At 42.3% G+C, this 15485-nt stretch carries 16 protein-coding genes; 7 read left to right on the forward strand and 9 right to left on the reverse strand.

What is annotated here, in order from left to right:
* Positions 1-46 precede the first annotated feature (46 nt).
* Complete coding sequence (gene uvrB / locus Q0993_RS07310) at positions 47-2035, forward strand: excinuclease ABC subunit UvrB (RefSeq protein ID WP_299531283.1); 1989 nt, start codon at positions 47-49, stop codon at positions 2033-2035.
* Positions 2036-2336: 301 nt separating this feature from the next.
* Here uvrB and Q0993_RS07315 read toward each other — a convergent pair whose 3' ends face one another.
* The gene (locus Q0993_RS07315; protein WP_299531285.1) at positions 2337-2762 is read right to left on the reverse strand and encodes an Hsp20/alpha crystallin family protein; all 426 of its coding nucleotides are present in this window, start codon (positions 2760-2762) and stop codon (positions 2337-2339) included.
* Between the two features lie 200 nt (positions 2763-2962).
* The gene (locus Q0993_RS07320; protein WP_299531287.1) at positions 2963-3364 is read right to left on the reverse strand and encodes a TerB family tellurite resistance protein; all 402 of its coding nucleotides are present in this window, start codon (positions 3362-3364) and stop codon (positions 2963-2965) included.
* A 132-nt stretch (positions 3365-3496) separates the two neighbouring features.
* Here Q0993_RS07320 and Q0993_RS07325 point away from each other — a divergent pair, with 132 nt between their 5' ends.
* Entirely contained in the window at positions 3497-3859 is a 363-nt protein-coding gene (locus tag Q0993_RS07325; RefSeq protein ID WP_299531290.1) for a DUF1456 family protein, read from the forward strand.
* Positions 3860-3891: 32 nt separating this feature from the next.
* On the opposite strand, the gene Q0993_RS07330 is transcribed toward Q0993_RS07325, so the two are convergent.
* The 3 genes from Q0993_RS07330 to Q0993_RS07340 all read right to left on the reverse strand — a co-directional run bounded on the left by Q0993_RS07330 (position 3892) and on the right by Q0993_RS07340 (position 6406).
* Positions 3892-4227 (reverse strand): hypothetical protein, encoded by a 336-nt coding sequence (locus tag Q0993_RS07330; protein ID WP_299531293.1) that lies wholly within the window; start codon positions 4225-4227, stop codon positions 3892-3894.
* 246 nt (positions 4228-4473) lie between these two features.
* A complete protein-coding gene (gene sucC / locus Q0993_RS07335; RefSeq protein ID WP_299531298.1) occupies positions 4474-5667 on the reverse strand; it encodes an ADP-forming succinate--CoA ligase subunit beta in 1194 nt (397 codons plus the stop codon).
* Positions 5668-5767: 100 nt separating this feature from the next.
* Positions 5768-6406 (reverse strand): LON peptidase substrate-binding domain-containing protein, encoded by a 639-nt coding sequence (locus tag Q0993_RS07340; protein ID WP_299531301.1) that lies wholly within the window; start codon positions 6404-6406, stop codon positions 5768-5770.
* 272 nt (positions 6407-6678) lie between these two features.
* Here Q0993_RS07340 and lysA point away from each other — a divergent pair, with 272 nt between their 5' ends.
* From lysA to Q0993_RS07355, 3 genes are all read left to right on the forward strand, one after another.
* The gene (lysA, locus tag Q0993_RS07345; RefSeq protein ID WP_299531303.1) at positions 6679-7920 is read left to right on the forward strand and encodes a diaminopimelate decarboxylase; all 1242 of its coding nucleotides are present in this window, start codon (positions 6679-6681) and stop codon (positions 7918-7920) included.
* A gap of 62 nt (positions 7921-7982) precedes the next feature.
* Positions 7983-8516, forward strand: a complete 534-nt coding sequence (locus Q0993_RS07350; RefSeq protein ID WP_299531305.1) for a DUF255 domain-containing protein — start codon at positions 7983-7985, stop codon at positions 8514-8516.
* A gap of 185 nt (positions 8517-8701) precedes the next feature.
* Complete coding sequence (locus tag Q0993_RS07355; RefSeq protein ID WP_299531306.1) at positions 8702-9571, forward strand: carbon-nitrogen hydrolase family protein; 870 nt, start codon at positions 8702-8704, stop codon at positions 9569-9571.
* Positions 9572-9600: 29 nt separating this feature from the next.
* Here the strand turns inward: Q0993_RS07355 and Q0993_RS07360 are convergent, their stop codons facing one another.
* Both Q0993_RS07360 and guaB read right to left on the reverse strand, forming a co-directional pair.
* Entirely contained in the window at positions 9601-10920 is a 1320-nt protein-coding gene (locus Q0993_RS07360) for a hypothetical protein (RefSeq protein ID WP_299531308.1), read from the reverse strand.
* Between the two features lie 78 nt (positions 10921-10998).
* Positions 10999-12471, reverse strand: coding sequence for an IMP dehydrogenase (gene guaB, locus Q0993_RS07365; RefSeq protein WP_299531312.1), 1473 nt, complete (start codon positions 12469-12471; stop codon positions 10999-11001).
* Between the two features lie 491 nt (positions 12472-12962).
* Here guaB and Q0993_RS07370 point away from each other — a divergent pair, with 491 nt between their 5' ends.
* Positions 12963-13208 carry a hypothetical protein gene (locus Q0993_RS07370; protein ID WP_299531315.1) on the forward strand — a complete coding sequence of 82 codons (246 nt, stop codon included), beginning with the start codon at positions 12963-12965 and terminating at the stop codon, positions 13206-13208.
* A gap of 235 nt (positions 13209-13443) precedes the next feature.
* Here Q0993_RS07370 and Q0993_RS07375 read toward each other — a convergent pair whose 3' ends face one another.
* Both Q0993_RS07375 and Q0993_RS07380 read right to left on the reverse strand, forming a co-directional pair.
* A complete protein-coding gene (locus Q0993_RS07375) occupies positions 13444-14310 on the reverse strand; it encodes a hydroxymethylglutaryl-CoA lyase (protein ID WP_299531318.1) in 867 nt (288 codons plus the stop codon).
* Between the two features lie 30 nt (positions 14311-14340).
* Positions 14341-14964 (reverse strand): LysE family translocator, encoded by a 624-nt coding sequence (locus Q0993_RS07380; protein ID WP_299531320.1) that lies wholly within the window; start codon positions 14962-14964, stop codon positions 14341-14343.
* Positions 14965-15105: 141 nt separating this feature from the next.
* On the opposite strand from Q0993_RS07380, the gene Q0993_RS07385 reads away from it, so the two are divergent.
* A complete protein-coding gene (locus Q0993_RS07385) occupies positions 15106-15468 on the forward strand; it encodes a Dabb family protein (RefSeq protein ID WP_299532809.1) in 363 nt (120 codons plus the stop codon).
* The last annotated feature ends 17 nt before the right edge of the window (positions 15469-15485 follow it).

The raw sequence follows: 15485 nt of genomic DNA on the forward strand, positions 1-15485 counted from the left end.
GAACGCAGGATTGCAGGCGGCCACAAGAACAAGCAAACAAGAGCATATGAAATTCAAAGTCATATCCGAGTTCAAGCCTACTGGGGATCAGCCAGAGGCCATACAACAATTATCGGAAGGTATTATTGCAAAGGAACCGTATCAGACACTTTTGGGGGTTACTGGGTCCGGTAAGACCTTCACCGTGGCCAATGTAATCGAAACAACACAACGACCTACCTTGGTATTGGCCCATAACAAGACCTTGGCCGCGCAGCTCTACTCGGAGTTCAAACAGTTTTTTCCGAACAATGCCGTAGAATATTTTGTATCCTATTATGACTACTATCAACCGGAGGCCTATATTCCAACATCCGGACTATACATTGAAAAGGATCTTTCTATCAATGAGGATATTGAAAAATTGCGTTTAAGCGCGACATCTTCACTACTTTCCGGCAGAAGGGATGTCCTGGTCGTGGCTTCCGTTTCCTGTCTTTATGGTATCGGGAATCCGGTTGAATTTCAAAAGAACGTTATTTCGATACGAAAAGACCAGGTAATCGCCCGGACCAAATTTATGCACCAATTGGTCCAAAGTCTCTATTCCAGGACTACGGCCGACTTTAGAAATGGTAACTTTAGGGTGAAGGGCGACGTAGTAGATGTTTTCCCAAGCTATGCGGACCATGCCTTTAGGATTCATTTTTTTGGGGATGAGATAGAGGAAATCGAGGCATTTGATCCTTTTAACAATACGGTTTTGGAGGTATATGAAAATTTGAACATTTATCCGGCCAATATGTTTGTTACTTCCCAGGATGTACTCCAAAATGCCATACATCAAATACAGGATGATTTGGTAAGGCAAGTAGACTATTTTAAGGAAATAGGTAAACCTCTTGAAGCCAAAAGATTGGAGGAACGTACCAACTTTGATTTGGAAATGATACGGGAACTTGGCTATTGCTCTGGTATAGAGAATTATTCAAGATATTTGGATGGAAGGGAACCGGGAACCCGCCCTTTTTGCCTACTGGACTATTTTCCGGACGATTACCTTATGGTTGTGGATGAAAGCCATGTTACCATTCCCCAGGTACATGCCATGTACGGCGGGGATCGCTCACGGAAGGAAAACTTGGTTGAATACGGTTTTCGGCTCCCCGCAGCCATGGATAATCGTCCCTTGAAGTTTGAGGAATTCGAAGCCTTGCAGAATCAGGTAATTTATGTAAGTGCCACACCAGCGGATTACGAACTACAATTGAGCCAAGGGGTATATGTGGAACAGGTGATACGACCCACCGGACTTTTAGATCCTGTCATAGATGTTAGGCCCAGTTTGAATCAAATCGATGATTTGGTGGAGGAGATTCAATCACGGGTAGAAAAAGACGAGAGGACCTTGGTTACCACCCTTACCAAACGCATGGCCGAAGAGCTGACCAAATATTTAAGTCGAATCGATATTAGGTGCCGATACATCCATAGTGATGTGGACACCTTGGAGCGGGTAGAAATTATGCAGGACCTAAGAAAGGGTATTTTTGATGTGCTTATAGGTGTTAACCTATTACGGGAAGGACTGGATTTGCCAGAAGTATCCCTAGTGGCCATTTTGGATGCGGACAAGGAAGGCTTTCTACGAAGCAATCGATCGCTTACCCAGACTGTGGGCAGGGCGGCAAGACATTTGAACGGAAAGGCAATCATGTATGCCGATACCATTACGGAAAGTATGCAAAAGACTATTGATGAGACCAACTACCGCCGCGAAAAACAATCTACCTACAATGCCGAGAACAATATTATCCCAAAAGCATTGAACAAAAGTCTGGATAGCGCCTTGGCCAAGAACTCGGTTTCTACCTATCATTTTGAAAAGGAAACCATGCGCGCAGCGGAACCGGATATGGAATATTTGACCAAAGATCAAATTGAAAAATTGATCCGGGAAAAAAGAAAGGCTATGGAAAAAGCGGCCAAGGAATTGGACTTTATGCTGGCCGCAAAACTTCGGGATGAAATAAAAATGTTACAGGAACAGGATTGAAAAATCGGTTTAAAATCCTTAACTTCGACCTAATTCACAGTAAATATCCAACATCTAAATTCATACCTCAGTTAACACCTCCCAATCATCTGATATAAAATATATTACCTATTATTTTTAGATTAGTCTAAATTATTGAATTGTCTCTTTTTTTCGGATTTTATTAACACCAGTATACAAGAAAGGGTAAAAAAAAGAGTGCCCTGAAAAAATAGGGCACCCTTCAACTAACCAACTAAACCAACCATTATGAAACTACCCTACTAAGAAGTGGGAGATCGCATAATTTCTTTGTCATCCTTTATGATAGTTCAATCATTCTCTTGGGCTTGGGAAGAGCCTCTTCTTTTTTGGGTAAAGTAAACTTCAACAAGCCATCGATATAGGTCGCTTTGATTTTGTCCTCATCGATAGTTTCAGGTAAAGTAAAGGCTCGCTTAAATGAATAAAACCCAAATTCCTTTCTTGTGTAGTTTTCCTCTGATTTTGTTTTTTCGGATTTCGTCTCAGCGGAAATGGTCAAGACATTGTCATCGACCTCGATATTGAAATCTTCCTTCGTTCTTCCGGGTACGGCCAATTCCAGTTCGTAATCCGTTTCATTTTCCTTGATATTTACCGCAGGTACTTTAGCGTTATAGTTTTCCGTACCTCCAAACCAATCCGGTTTAAAAATTTCATTCAGCAAGGAAGGGAACAATACATCATTTCTTCTTATTATACTCATGATTTTATTTTTATAGGGTTAAACACAATTTTCAAATTGTACATGGCAAAGGGTATACCAACCCAACATGAGTGACTTTTTGACATTAATTCAAGTCAAAGAACTGTCATAATGTCCTTTTAAGTGAAGGATATGGATATTATCGCAAAAGAGAAGGCTTGCATAATTATCCCTCAATCTTTAAAGAACGGGCGGACTTTCTAGTTGTAATGGGCCTTGAAGATATTGATAAGCACGTCCGGAGGTACTATTTTATCGGGATATTTGTGCATCACGGACAATACCTGTTCTATGGCGGATGGAGGTAGGCCTAAACCCAATCCAATATTATGCAACCTGCTAATCTCAACACTGCTTTGCTCTTGATCCACGTTCATCAAAAGGACCAATCGGTGAAACTGCAGGATTCGCTCGGCCTGGGAGTTTGGAATTACACGTTCCACTTTAGTTTCAAAAAGAGTATCGAAGGTTTTACGGTCCACCCCCAATTGGGAGGCAACCCCCAATAGGAAATTATATTCGGATTCCTTAACAACCTTATCCGCTTTGGCAAAAGCGATCATTTCGGAAAGAATGCTCAGTTTTTCTTCATAGCTGCCCATAAAACAGGGATTTGAGGTGTTTCCACACTTTAATAACAAAAAAAAGAATGGTTTCGTATAAAATATGGGGAAAGATCCCGTAATTCCTAATCGAATTCCTAATTTGCAATTCCCTTGAAATCATAAAGGATTATGAGCAATAACGACATTTTTAAAAAATTAAGGGTGGCCCTTATGCTACGGGACGACGATATCGTTGGAATTTTGGAATTGGTCGATTTTAAAATATCCAAAAGTGAACTTGGTGCTTTTTTCAGAAAGGAAGATCATCCAAAATATATGGAGTGCGGGGATCAGATTTTACGGAATTTTTTAAATGGACTGGTAATTTATTTAAGGGGAACAAAAGAAAATCCTAAAAACCCCGGGGAGGTCTTGCTCAAGGAGAAAGGACATACATCAAAAAAACCTCCTTTTAAAAAGAGGCGGTTCGATTCCAAAAAACCGGATATTACACCGGTGAAGTATAAAAATAAAGGCAAACCCCGGACTTGATAAGCATCACGTCCGAGGTTTTCATAGGCTTCTTAACTTACTATTTTAATAGGCATAGTATACCTTCTGCCTTCAGAAATTGCTTTTGAGTTTACCTTGTGGTAGTTTAACCTAGACTTGACAAAATATTCCAATACCTCATCTTCAGTCTCTACGGATAGGACCACGAATTCGTTTTGCTTATTTACCGTAAATAAAATGGTGGCCGTCAAATCCTTTTCGGAAGTTGGCATGGAGTAACCTCGTAAAAGTTTCCTGACCTGGGTCTTAATAGATTGCGTTGGATCATTCTCCTTTGGACCGTTGGCAAAAACACTTCCTGCGGACAACAACATTGCAGCTACGAATACTAAACTAATTTTTCTCATGACACTTGGTTTTTTGATTAATAAATTGATGAATTACTAAAAAGACTCATGAAACACACAAAGTGTTACACTGAAATCTATGATTAACATAATTTTAATCAATCTCAACTATTCCTATTAGTCAATAGACGGTATGACCCCTATTAAAAATGGGCGAATTAAAAATCCTTGATATCCTTGAAGTATGAGAAAAAAGAAAGCCGCTGTAATAGCGGCTCTCTATGTTGTATTATAGCTTCTTGAGCATTATGTTAGCACCTCCTCCACCTTGTCCGCCGCTTCTTGAAATTGGACTGCGGAGTGGACGGCCAGACCGGAATTGTCGATAATTTCCTTCGCAAGCTCTGCATTGGTACCCTGTAAACGCACTATGATAGGAACGTTTATGGCGTCTCCCATGTTTTTATAGGCATCAACCACCCCTTGCGCAACACGGTCACAGCGCACAATTCCTCCAAAAATATTGATCAGTATAGCTTTTACCGCTGGATCCTTTAAAATGATTCGGAACGCCTCCTCTACCCTCTTGGCATCGGCGGTACCCCCAACATCCAAAAAGTTGGCCGGTTCGCCACCCGCCATTTTGATAAGGTCCATTGTAGCCATGGCCAAACCGGCACCGTTGACCATACAGCCAACATTACCATCCAAATCCACATAGTTTAGCCCTACGGCCCTGGCCTCTACCTCAATAGGGTTTTCTTCTCGAAGATCTCGCATTTCCGCATACTGCTTTCTGCGATAAAGCGCATTGTCATCTATGGAAACTTTGGCGTCCACGGCCATAATCTTGTCGTCCGAAGTTTTTAGTACGGGATTTATTTCAAACAAGTTGGCATCACTTTGGTCATAAGCCCTGTATAAAGCTGTGACAAATTTTGTCATCTCTTTAAAAGCCGTTCCCGAGAGTCCAAGGTTAAAAGCCACTTTCCTGGCCTGAAAAGGCAGAAGTCCTGTTGCCGGGTCTATTTCCTCGGTAAATATTAAATGAGGTGTTTTTTCCGCTACCTCTTCAATATCCATACCTCCTTCTGTGGAATACATGATCATATTCCTACCTGTGCCCCTATTGAGCAGTACGGACATGTAAAATTCGTTGGTCTCACTATCGCCAGGATAATAAACATCCTCGGCCACCAGTACCTTATGCACTTTCTTTCCTTCAGCGGAGGTTTGAGGGGTTACGAGATTCATCCCTATTATGCGGCCCGCTACCTCCTCCACCTCTTTTAGGTTTTTGGCCAACTTCACGCCTCCTCCTTTTCCTCTACCGCCAGCGTGTACCTGCGCCTTGATTACGTGCCAACTGGTACCGGTTTCGGAAGTAAGCTGTTTGGCGGCTTCCACCGCTTCCTTGGCGTTATGGGCCACTACACCTCTTTGTATCCGTACACCAAAACTGGCCAATATCTCTTTTCCCTGATACTCGTGAAGATTCATATATGATACATCTTATGGGTTCGCCAGCAAAAATAGGAAACGAAGGTTAATTACCCTAATCAAAACTACGCTATATCTACTAACCTAGCTGCACTATACCTTATATTTTGAAATCCTTAAAATCCAAGGGGTCAAAGTTTCTGAAATCCCCGTTCATCTCTATATTACGCTTGGTGCGGTCCACTTCCTTTAAAACACTGGTAGTGGCCAACAAATGTGCGTTAATAAATGATAATCGTTCGCTTTCCTTAGACATTTGCAGCAATTCATATTCCTGCTCAAAGGACAATCCCATTTTGTGTGCCAGTATGTAACTATTGAATTTTTCAACCGGAATTGTCGTATACGGTACACCCATAAGGTCATACAGCTCTTCAATACCATTCAATACTTTCCTTTTCATAGCAAGGTCGGCATCGTTTACATTATCCAAAAATTGAACAATTCCTCCTGCATAGGGTTTGCCATCAATCTCATTGTCAAAAGTAATGACCTTAAAAACCTGCCTGGCTACACAAACCACATCCATTTCTCCGCCCTCGTAGGTCGTTACCACCTCAACCAACTGTACTTCCGTGCCGTAGGCAAGTCCGTCATATATGTATACAGGGATACCAAAAGTAATCGCTTCTTTCCTGCAATCGTTGATCAACTGTTTATAGCGTTCCTCAAAAATATGGAGGGGTACGGTTTCCCCTGGAAAAAAAACAGACTGTAAAGGAAATAGAGGTAATTTCATTCTTTAATTAGATAAGGATTGTGTTTTGGGCTTTCAGATTTATATGGGATGGTCTCCGGATAACTTACCATTTATGGAAACAGGAAAAATGGCATTGAACCATCACCTTCAACCATTGCCCTAAAGTACAATTCAAATAACGCAATGACAAAGGGTCAAAGCATCAATTTTTGTTATAAAAATAACAAATTGTTGTATTATTTAATTATGAAGGTTTTTTTTTTGCTCAAGCCATCCTAACAGTTTAGTTTTGTGTCAAATTACGAAGTATTATGGAATACAGTGACCTACTTAAAATCGCGAAGACCTATGGTGATCCGGTTTATGTGTATGATTCGGAGAAAATTATTTCCCAGTTCCAGAGATTGACCCAGGCGTTTGGGAGCGTAAAAAAGTTAAAACTGAACTATGCTGCGAAGGCGTTGTCCAACATTACCATACTAAGATTAATGAACAGCTTGGGCAGTGGCTTGGATACGGTTTCTGTGCAAGAAGTAAAATTGGGTTTATTGGCAGGGTTTAAACCAGAATCCATAATTTTTACACCCAATGGTGTCTCCTTGGAAGAAATAGAGGAAGCAGCGGCACTTGGGGTTCGGATAAACATAGATAACCTTTCCATTTTGGAGCAGTTTGGAAGTAAACATCCCGATATACCTGTATGTATCCGAATTAATCCCCATGTAATGGCGGGTGGGAACTCAAAAATTTCAGTTGGCCATATCGATTCAAAATTTGGTATCAGCATCCACCAAATCCCTCATTTATTGCGGATAGTTGAGCTGACCCATATGAATATCAATGGTATCCACATGCACACGGGAAGCGATATTCTGGATATCGATGTATTTCTTTATGCATCAGAAATTCTATTTGAGACCGCAAAGAATTTTAAGGACCTGGATTTTATTGATTTTGGTAGTGGCTTTAAAGTACCTTATAAAGAAGGCGATATAGAGACCAATATTGAGGAACTTGGTAAGAAGCTGAGCTCCCGATTCAATACCTTTTGCAAGCAATATGGCAAGGAATTGACCTTGGCCTTTGAACCAGGTAAATTTTTGGTTAGTGAGGCAGGCTTCTTCCTGGCCAAGGTGAACGTTGTAAAACAGACCACTTCAACCGTATTCGCTAGTATAGATTCAGGATTCAATCATTTGATACGCCCTATGTTCTATGGGTCCAATCATGAAATCATAAATATATCCAATCCAAAGGGAAAGGAACGTTACTACTCCATTGTCGGGTACATTTGCGAAACGGACACTTTTGGAAGCAACCGAAGGATCAACGAGATTTCGGAGGGTGATATTCTGTGCTTCCGCAATGCCGGTGCCTATTGTTTTACCATGGCCAGTAACTATAATTCCAGGTTTAGGCCTCCAGAGGTACTTTGGCACGAAGGAAAGGCTGTTTTGATCAGGGAGCGCGAAACCTTTGAAGACCTTATTAAGAATCAAGTAGATGTAAAGGACCTATTTTCTTCCCAGAGGGAAAAGGTCGTTGCGAAATAAAAGTGCTCAATTTTCGTTAGCTTTGGTATACTAATTGGACTAACTCTCCATAAAAACATACCATGAATAAAAGCAGGACGGTCATTATAAAATCCACTTTCCTTTTTTTTATCGGATTGGCTACGGCGAATACCTATGCACAAAAAGTGGAATGGCTTACTTGGGAAGAAGCCACTACCCTGGTCATGAACGAAGAAAATCCTAAGAAGGTATTCGTTGATATTTACACGGATTGGTGTGGTTGGTGCAAAAAAATGGACAAGGATACTTTTCAAAACCCGGAGGTGGCCGCGTACATGTCCGAGAATTTCTATATGGTTAAATTGGATGGTGAAGGCAAAGATCCCATAGAGTACAAAGGCAAGACCTACAATTTTGTACCCTCCGGCAGAAAGGGCTATCATGAATTTGCAGCCGCACTTATGCAAGGTCGTCTAAGCTACCCCACAACTATTTTTCTGGACGAGGAAATGAATATGCTTTCCCCTCTACCTGGTTACCAAAAGCCAAAACCCTTTTTGAATATTGCCAAGTACTTCGGTGATGACATTTATAAGGAAAAGGATTGGCAGGCGTATAGCGGTAAGGGAAAATAAGTCCTCAAGGCATTCCTGTTCTACTTTTTTTACTTCATTCCCCTTCCCTACACGTTCGAAATTGTTGTTTGAAATTTATGACATCGGGTTTTGATGCCGCGTGGCATCCAAAACCAAAATTGTTGTACATTGGTGAACCATTTTTTAGTTGTACACAGCCAATAGTCATGAAAATCCGCCATGTAATGCAAACAGAACGTTTTACCCTTTCCCTTTCGTTCGTATTTTTAGTAGTACTAAACCATACCCTTATGGCACAATCAGCAGTAAAAAAGGAGACTTTACATGTTGGTATTGGGCAGATGCACGTGAACGGAGGCAATCCTGAGGTAAACCTCAAAAATGCCACCCTTTTTATTAAGCAGGCTGCTGAAAATTCATGCGATGTCATCGTTTTACCGGAATGTCTGGATTTTGGCTGGACGAATTCCTCTGCAATAAACGAGGCGCAACCCATTCCCGGGGACCATAGTAAAGTCTTGCAGGAGGCCGCAAAAGAAAACGCGATTTATGTGGTTGCCGGACTCACGGAGCGAGACGGGAATCAAATTCATAATACCGCACTCCTAATCTCACCCAATGGGCAGATTTTAGGAAAACACCGAAAAGTCAACATTTTGGATATTGCACGGCACATCTATACACCAGGCATGAGTTGTACCGTGACCCCTACGGATTTAGGGATGATCGGAATGAACATTTGCGCGGACAATTCCCCGGCTACGAATGAACTAGGACATGCCCTTGGATATATGGGCGCAGATATCATACTATCTCCATGTAGTTGGGCCGTACCCCCCGATTATGATAACGAGAAAACGCCATATGGGGACATTTGGAAAGAATCCTATACGGAAATTGCCCAAAAACACCATATCCCGGTAATCGGAGTGAGCAATACCGGACTAGTAAAGGATGGTGAATGGAAAGGTTGGTGGTGCATAGGTGCCTCATTGGTGGTTTCCAAGGATGGTGAAATTCAAAAACAATTTGCGTATACCAAGGAGGAAAGCAAACTCTACACAATCCAGATAGAGGTCGGGACCGACCGATAGTTCAATATATCAGAACATCCTTCGGTGCACTATTTCAACCACGTATCGAACCAGGTAAACGCATCCTCCTGCATGGCCGAATCAAATTTATGCCCGCCAGGGTAGAATTTGCCGCTATATCGGTCGGAGGCACCTGCCTTACTATAAACTTCTTGTAAAATAGCGTCTGCCTTTTTCATTTCAGGCAAAGTGTACAATTGGTCTTCATTATTGCTCATGACCATGGTTGGTAAGGGTACGCGAAGGCCCAGAACTTCGGGAAAATCCAAATATTTTGGCAAGAGCGGAACATAGGTCATCCAGGTATGTGTAAAGGACTTGTTCACTAAAAAGTCGTTCCAAGTGGACATAAATCCTACGCTAATGGCACATTGTATCCTATGGTCCAAGCCCCCTAGATAATCCGTACGGAGTCCTCCTCCCGAGAGACCGCAACAACCCACTTTTTCTTCATTCACATCGGGTCGGTTACATAGGATTTCCAGAGCTATTCGATCCTCCAGCAAAGTCACTCCCGGCCAAGTAGTTCCTCCACAAAAAAGGGATTTTGACATAATATGCTCATGTTCTGCGGCCCATTCATTATATATTTTGATATTCTTGGAATCCTCCGGATTTTGATCTGTTTTGTCCTTGACGCTACAATGCCCCCAAGTAATGCCCTCCACATCAGAGTACCTGACCCTTCTTGAGCCAAAAGTAAACGTATCATGTACCAGCACAACATAGCCCCTTTTCGCTAATTCATTGGCCCAAGCCAGACCTGAATACGAATCTTTTTGATGGGCTACCATAACGGGATGTACCTCATCCGAGGTTTTGGTAATCTTTCTTTTTCCAAAATACTTTTGCCCGCCATGGTCATGAAGGCCCAAAACGGCAGGTAAAGGTCCATTGGCACCTTTTGGCTTAAGGAGAACGGCATCCGTGGGATTGCCATAGGGAAGTTGCCATTGCAACTCCTCGACCGCGAGGCCATCATATTCATAACTTGATTTTGTGACAACCTTCAATGGGCCCTTTTCTATAGCAGGGGCAGAAACCAATTCCCTTGTTTTTTCCAGTGCCTTTTGACGCCAATGGTTCAAATTGGTCCACTCGGTATGCCTGAAAGAAAGCTCGGGAGGATTTGCTACCAAAGAAGTGGCCCAATCCCCATATGCTCCAATAATGCTTTTAGTACCGTCAATGTTAAAAGTACTTTCCTCCATATGAGGGCCTAAAATAGATTCGTCAGCTATATTTAAGGGGTATGGAAAAAGAGGAATACTACTAAGGGCCATGGCCGAAGTCAAAAATTCCCGTCGGGATTTTGATGTTTTTTTAGATGGTCCGTTTTTGGATTTCATGAGTTCTTGATGTACTTATATATGCCTAATCCATACAATTCGTAGTAGCACTATAAATATACCAATAAACTACCAAGCTTATCTACTGTAATTGGGAGATTCCTTGGTGATGGTCACATCATGGGGGTGGCTTTCATTGATACCGCTTGCCGTAATTTTAACAAAGCGACCAGTTTTCTGTAAAGTAGCGATGTCCTTTGCACCGCAATAGCCCATTCCAGCACGAAGGCCACCAACAAATTGATGGATACTTTCGAACAGTTCGCCTTTGTAAGGAACCCGGCCTACAATGCCTTCTGGAACCAATTTTTTGATATCGTCCTCCACATCCTGAAAATAACGGTCCTTGCTACCTTCTCTCATGGCCTCTACCGAGCCCATGCCCCGATACGATTTAAACTTTCGACCCTCATAAATGATGGTCTCCCCAGGTGATTCCTTAGTACCGGCCAAAAGTGATCCAAGCATAACCGTATCCGCACCGGCCGCGATGGCCTTGGGAATATCGCCCGTATATCGTATGCCGCCATCGGCAATTACGGGAACACCGCTTCCCTTTATGGCCGAAGCAACCTCCAGCACGGCGGAAAACTGCGGGAAACCAACCCCTGCCACTACTCGAGTCGTGCAAATGGAACCTGGTCCTATACCTACTTTTACGGCATCTGCGCCGGCATCTACCAAATACTTTGCCGCTTCACCCGTAGCAATGTTGCCCACAATGGTCTCAAGGTCCGGAAATTTCTTTTTTACATTCTGCAAGACAGTAACCACACCCTGGGTGTGGCCGTGGGCCGTATCGATAACGATGGCGTCGACGCCTGCATTGACCAAGGCCTCGGCCCTTTCCACAGCATCCGGGGTAACGCCCAAAGCTGCGGCTACCCTGAGCCTGCCATATTTATCCTTATTGGCTATGGGCTTTTGGGTCAATTTTGTGATATCCCGGAAGGTAATAAGACCTACCAGTTTATAGTTCTCATCGACCACCGGTAACTTCTCTATTTTGTTCTCCTGAAGAATATCCTCTGCCTGAGCCAAGGAGGTACCTTCACCTACAGTGACCAAATTATCGGAGGTCATGACCTCTGAAATAGGTCTATCATTGTTCTTCTCAAAACGCAAGTCCCTATTGGTTACGATACCGATCAACTTTCCAGAATCGTCCACGATGGGAATACCCCCGATACTAAATTCCCGCATACTGGCCTTTGCGTCCTTTACCAAAGCATTGGAAGGTAAAGTAACAGGGTCCAAAATCATACCGCTTTCGGCCCGCTTTACTTTGCGCACCTTCATGGCCTGTTGATCTATGGTCATGTTCTTATGTAGGACTCCTATTCCTCCCTCCTGTGCAATTGCAATGGCCATTCGGCTTTCCGTAACCGTATCCATGGCTGCGGATACAATGGGAACATTAATGGTTATATTCCTCGTAAATTTGGTCTGAATGTTTACTTCCCTTGGAAGGACCTCTGAATAGGCAGGAACCAAGAGTACATCATCGTAAGTAAGACCTTCTCCTAGAATTTTATTGTGGTGGGCTTGCATGGCAATTAAGGATTAATTGCGTGCAAATGTAATGAATATATCGCTACCTACCTATTCCCCAACACAAGCGGAAATCTTATTTTGAACCCAAGAAAGAACGTATCATTCCACAAACCGATTGCCCAAAGCTGCTTTGAGCCATATTAGGATTATTTTCCGATCAACACAGGAGAAAACATCCTTTAATCAACATGAAGTTGACCTGGATTGTAATTTCTTACCCCTTGATGGTTCATCTTTCCGGTAGTATTTGGTTTGAGGGCAATGCCCCGATGTCGCTTCGCAGGTATCTTAGCCAAAAGTAGATGTAGTATGGATGACTGCATATGTTTTTATCGGAAATCCCTATGCGCAAGATGGGAGTGACCCAGGCATCTTCAGAGCAGCTTTAATTTTAATCAATCTAGATATAAATATTTGAAAATCAATTATTTATATTGTTTCTAATATAAACCAAGTGTATTTTTGTGTAAACATTTAAATAGAGTGTCATGCCCATTAGATTAGCAACCAGTTGCTCCAATTGCAACAATCTTTCCGGAGGGAACACCTGTACCCAACATAAAATACAGGTAAGTGAACGACATACTTGCGATAGTTTTTCTATGCAAGAAGCCCTTAAGAACAACATGAACTGCGGCACCTGTACACGGTTTAATACCTCCGATTGCCCGCATCCTCAAAAGGCATCGGCAGAAATGTTGTGCTCAAGTTGGGCGCCCAAAGCTGTAGCCTAAAACTAAACTAACTCAAAAAACCGAAAAGGAAGACCATGGTCTTCCTTTTTTTGGTTATAACTTCATCATCCTTACCTTGATAAAAACCAAGGTTCTAGGCGAATTCTAGAAATCGTTGAATGGTTCGGATTATTTTTCATTTGAATTCGATTTAACAAGGGCCAGTATATTTTCTATCTCTAAAAAGAGCAAATTCCAATAGTTTTTAACTCTATATCAGTGGATATGAGCAGTATCAGTAATAAGAGGAAAATAACTCGGTTGCCTTATTGTAAGCCGCCTCAAAGGCCATCCAATTCACTTGGGCGTCCACCTTTAAAGAGGTAAAATGTGAGAGCATTTTCTCGGTGGGCATATTCCCGGTAAGCTCGTCCTTGGCCATAGGGCAACCCCCAAAACCTTGTACGGCGCCATCAAACCTTCGACAGCCGGCCTTAAAAGCTGTGTCTATTTTTTCATGCCATTTGGAAGGAGTAGTATGTAAATGGGCTCCGAACTCAATATTGGGATATTTAGGAATGAGGTTGGAAAAGAGGTACGCTATAGTCTTTGGCGTAGAAGTTCCCACGGTATCCGACAAGGACAAGATCCTAACGCCCATTTTAGCCAATCTTTCCGTCCACTCCCCAACTATCCCTACATCCCAAGGATCTCCATAGGGGTTGCCAAAGCCCATGGAAATATAGGTCACCACCTCTTTATGGGATGCATTGGCAATATCAAGGATTTCCTTTAAGGTTTCTACGGATTGTGCTATGGTCTTATGGGTATTTCTCATTTGGAAATTTTCGGAAATGGAAAATGGGTAACCCAAGTAGTCGATCTTTTTATGTTTACAGGCATCATTGGCCCCTCTGACATTGGCAACAATTGCCAGAAGCTTACTTTTTGTTTTGGACAGATCTAGTTTGGAAAGCACTTCAGCGGTGTCGGTCATTTGGGGAATGGCTTTAGGGGATACGAAACTCCCAAAATCGATGGTATCAAATCCACACCCCAAAAGGGACTGGATGTACCTCACCTTTTGATCTGTTGGGATGAAGGTTTTGATACCCTGCATGGCATCCCTCGGACATTCAATTATCTTGACCTGTTCGGACATAGTGTTTAAATACCAATACCAAAATTAGCACTATTTATCCGATAACAATATATAGAGCCCAATACCCACAAAAACCAATATCTGCAACCATTTTAGGACTATTCCCATATTGGGGTTTCCGAGTAGATATTTTGAAATGTTCCCGGCAAGAATTGCGATCAAGCCAAAGACGGAAAAGGATACCAAGATAAAAAGAAGGCCCAGCACGTAGAATTGGACCACCGTACCCAATTCCTCACTAAATAAAAATGCTGGAAAAAAAGCCAAAAAAAAGATCGTCACCTTTGGATTTAAAACGTTCATAATAAATCCTTGCTTAAATAGCTGCGTCAAACTCTTTTTGGAAACGCCCGTATCCGATAGTTTTAAAGCGTCACTACGAAACACCTTAAAGGCAAGGTAGAACAGGTATAACGCTCCGAACAATTTAATCCCAAAAAAGAGTCGATCATTTCCTTTTATCAGTGCCGATACGCCAAGGGCCAACAAGGTGGTATGGATCAGACAACCGGACATAAGGCCTGCCGCGGTGGCCAAACCATATTTTTTGCCATGGACCATACCCTGCATAAGCACATAGACATTATCCGGTCCCGGCGAGATTGCCAGAGCGGCGGTAGCTCCAATAAAAGTCAATAAAATTTCGTAATCCAAGGTTTAAACTTTGAAACCGAAAATACAAATTCCATGGACTAAAGTTTAATTTTTATATCTTTCCACAAAATAGAAAAAATGAAAATCCTATATGTAGCTTTCCTCCCATTCCTGACCTTATTGGCCATTTCCAAGGAACCAATGAACAAAAAAAATGGTAGGGCGATCCAAACCGAAATTACTATGGAACAAGACAGCGTTTTACGCCATGTGGTACTTTTTAAATTCAAGGAAGGGACCAGTCAGGAAAAAATCAGTGAAATAGAGGATGCTTTTGCAGCACTTCCATCTAAAATTCCGGAAATCGCAGGTTATGAATGGGGCTTGAACAACAGTCCGGAAGGCCTGAACAAAGGGCTCACCCATGCCTTTTTGCTTACTTTTAACAGTGAAGCGGATAGGGCCATTTATTTACCGCATCCGGACCATAAAGCTTTTGGCGCATTGTTATCCCCGCATTTGGCGGATGTCACTGTAGTGGACTACTGGAGCAAGGAGAATTAGGTGGCTCCTTTTGACAT

The sequence above is a fragment of the Ulvibacterium sp. genome (assembly GCF_028285715.1).
Classification (GTDB): Bacteria; Bacteroidota; Bacteroidia; order Flavobacteriales; family Flavobacteriaceae; genus Ulvibacterium.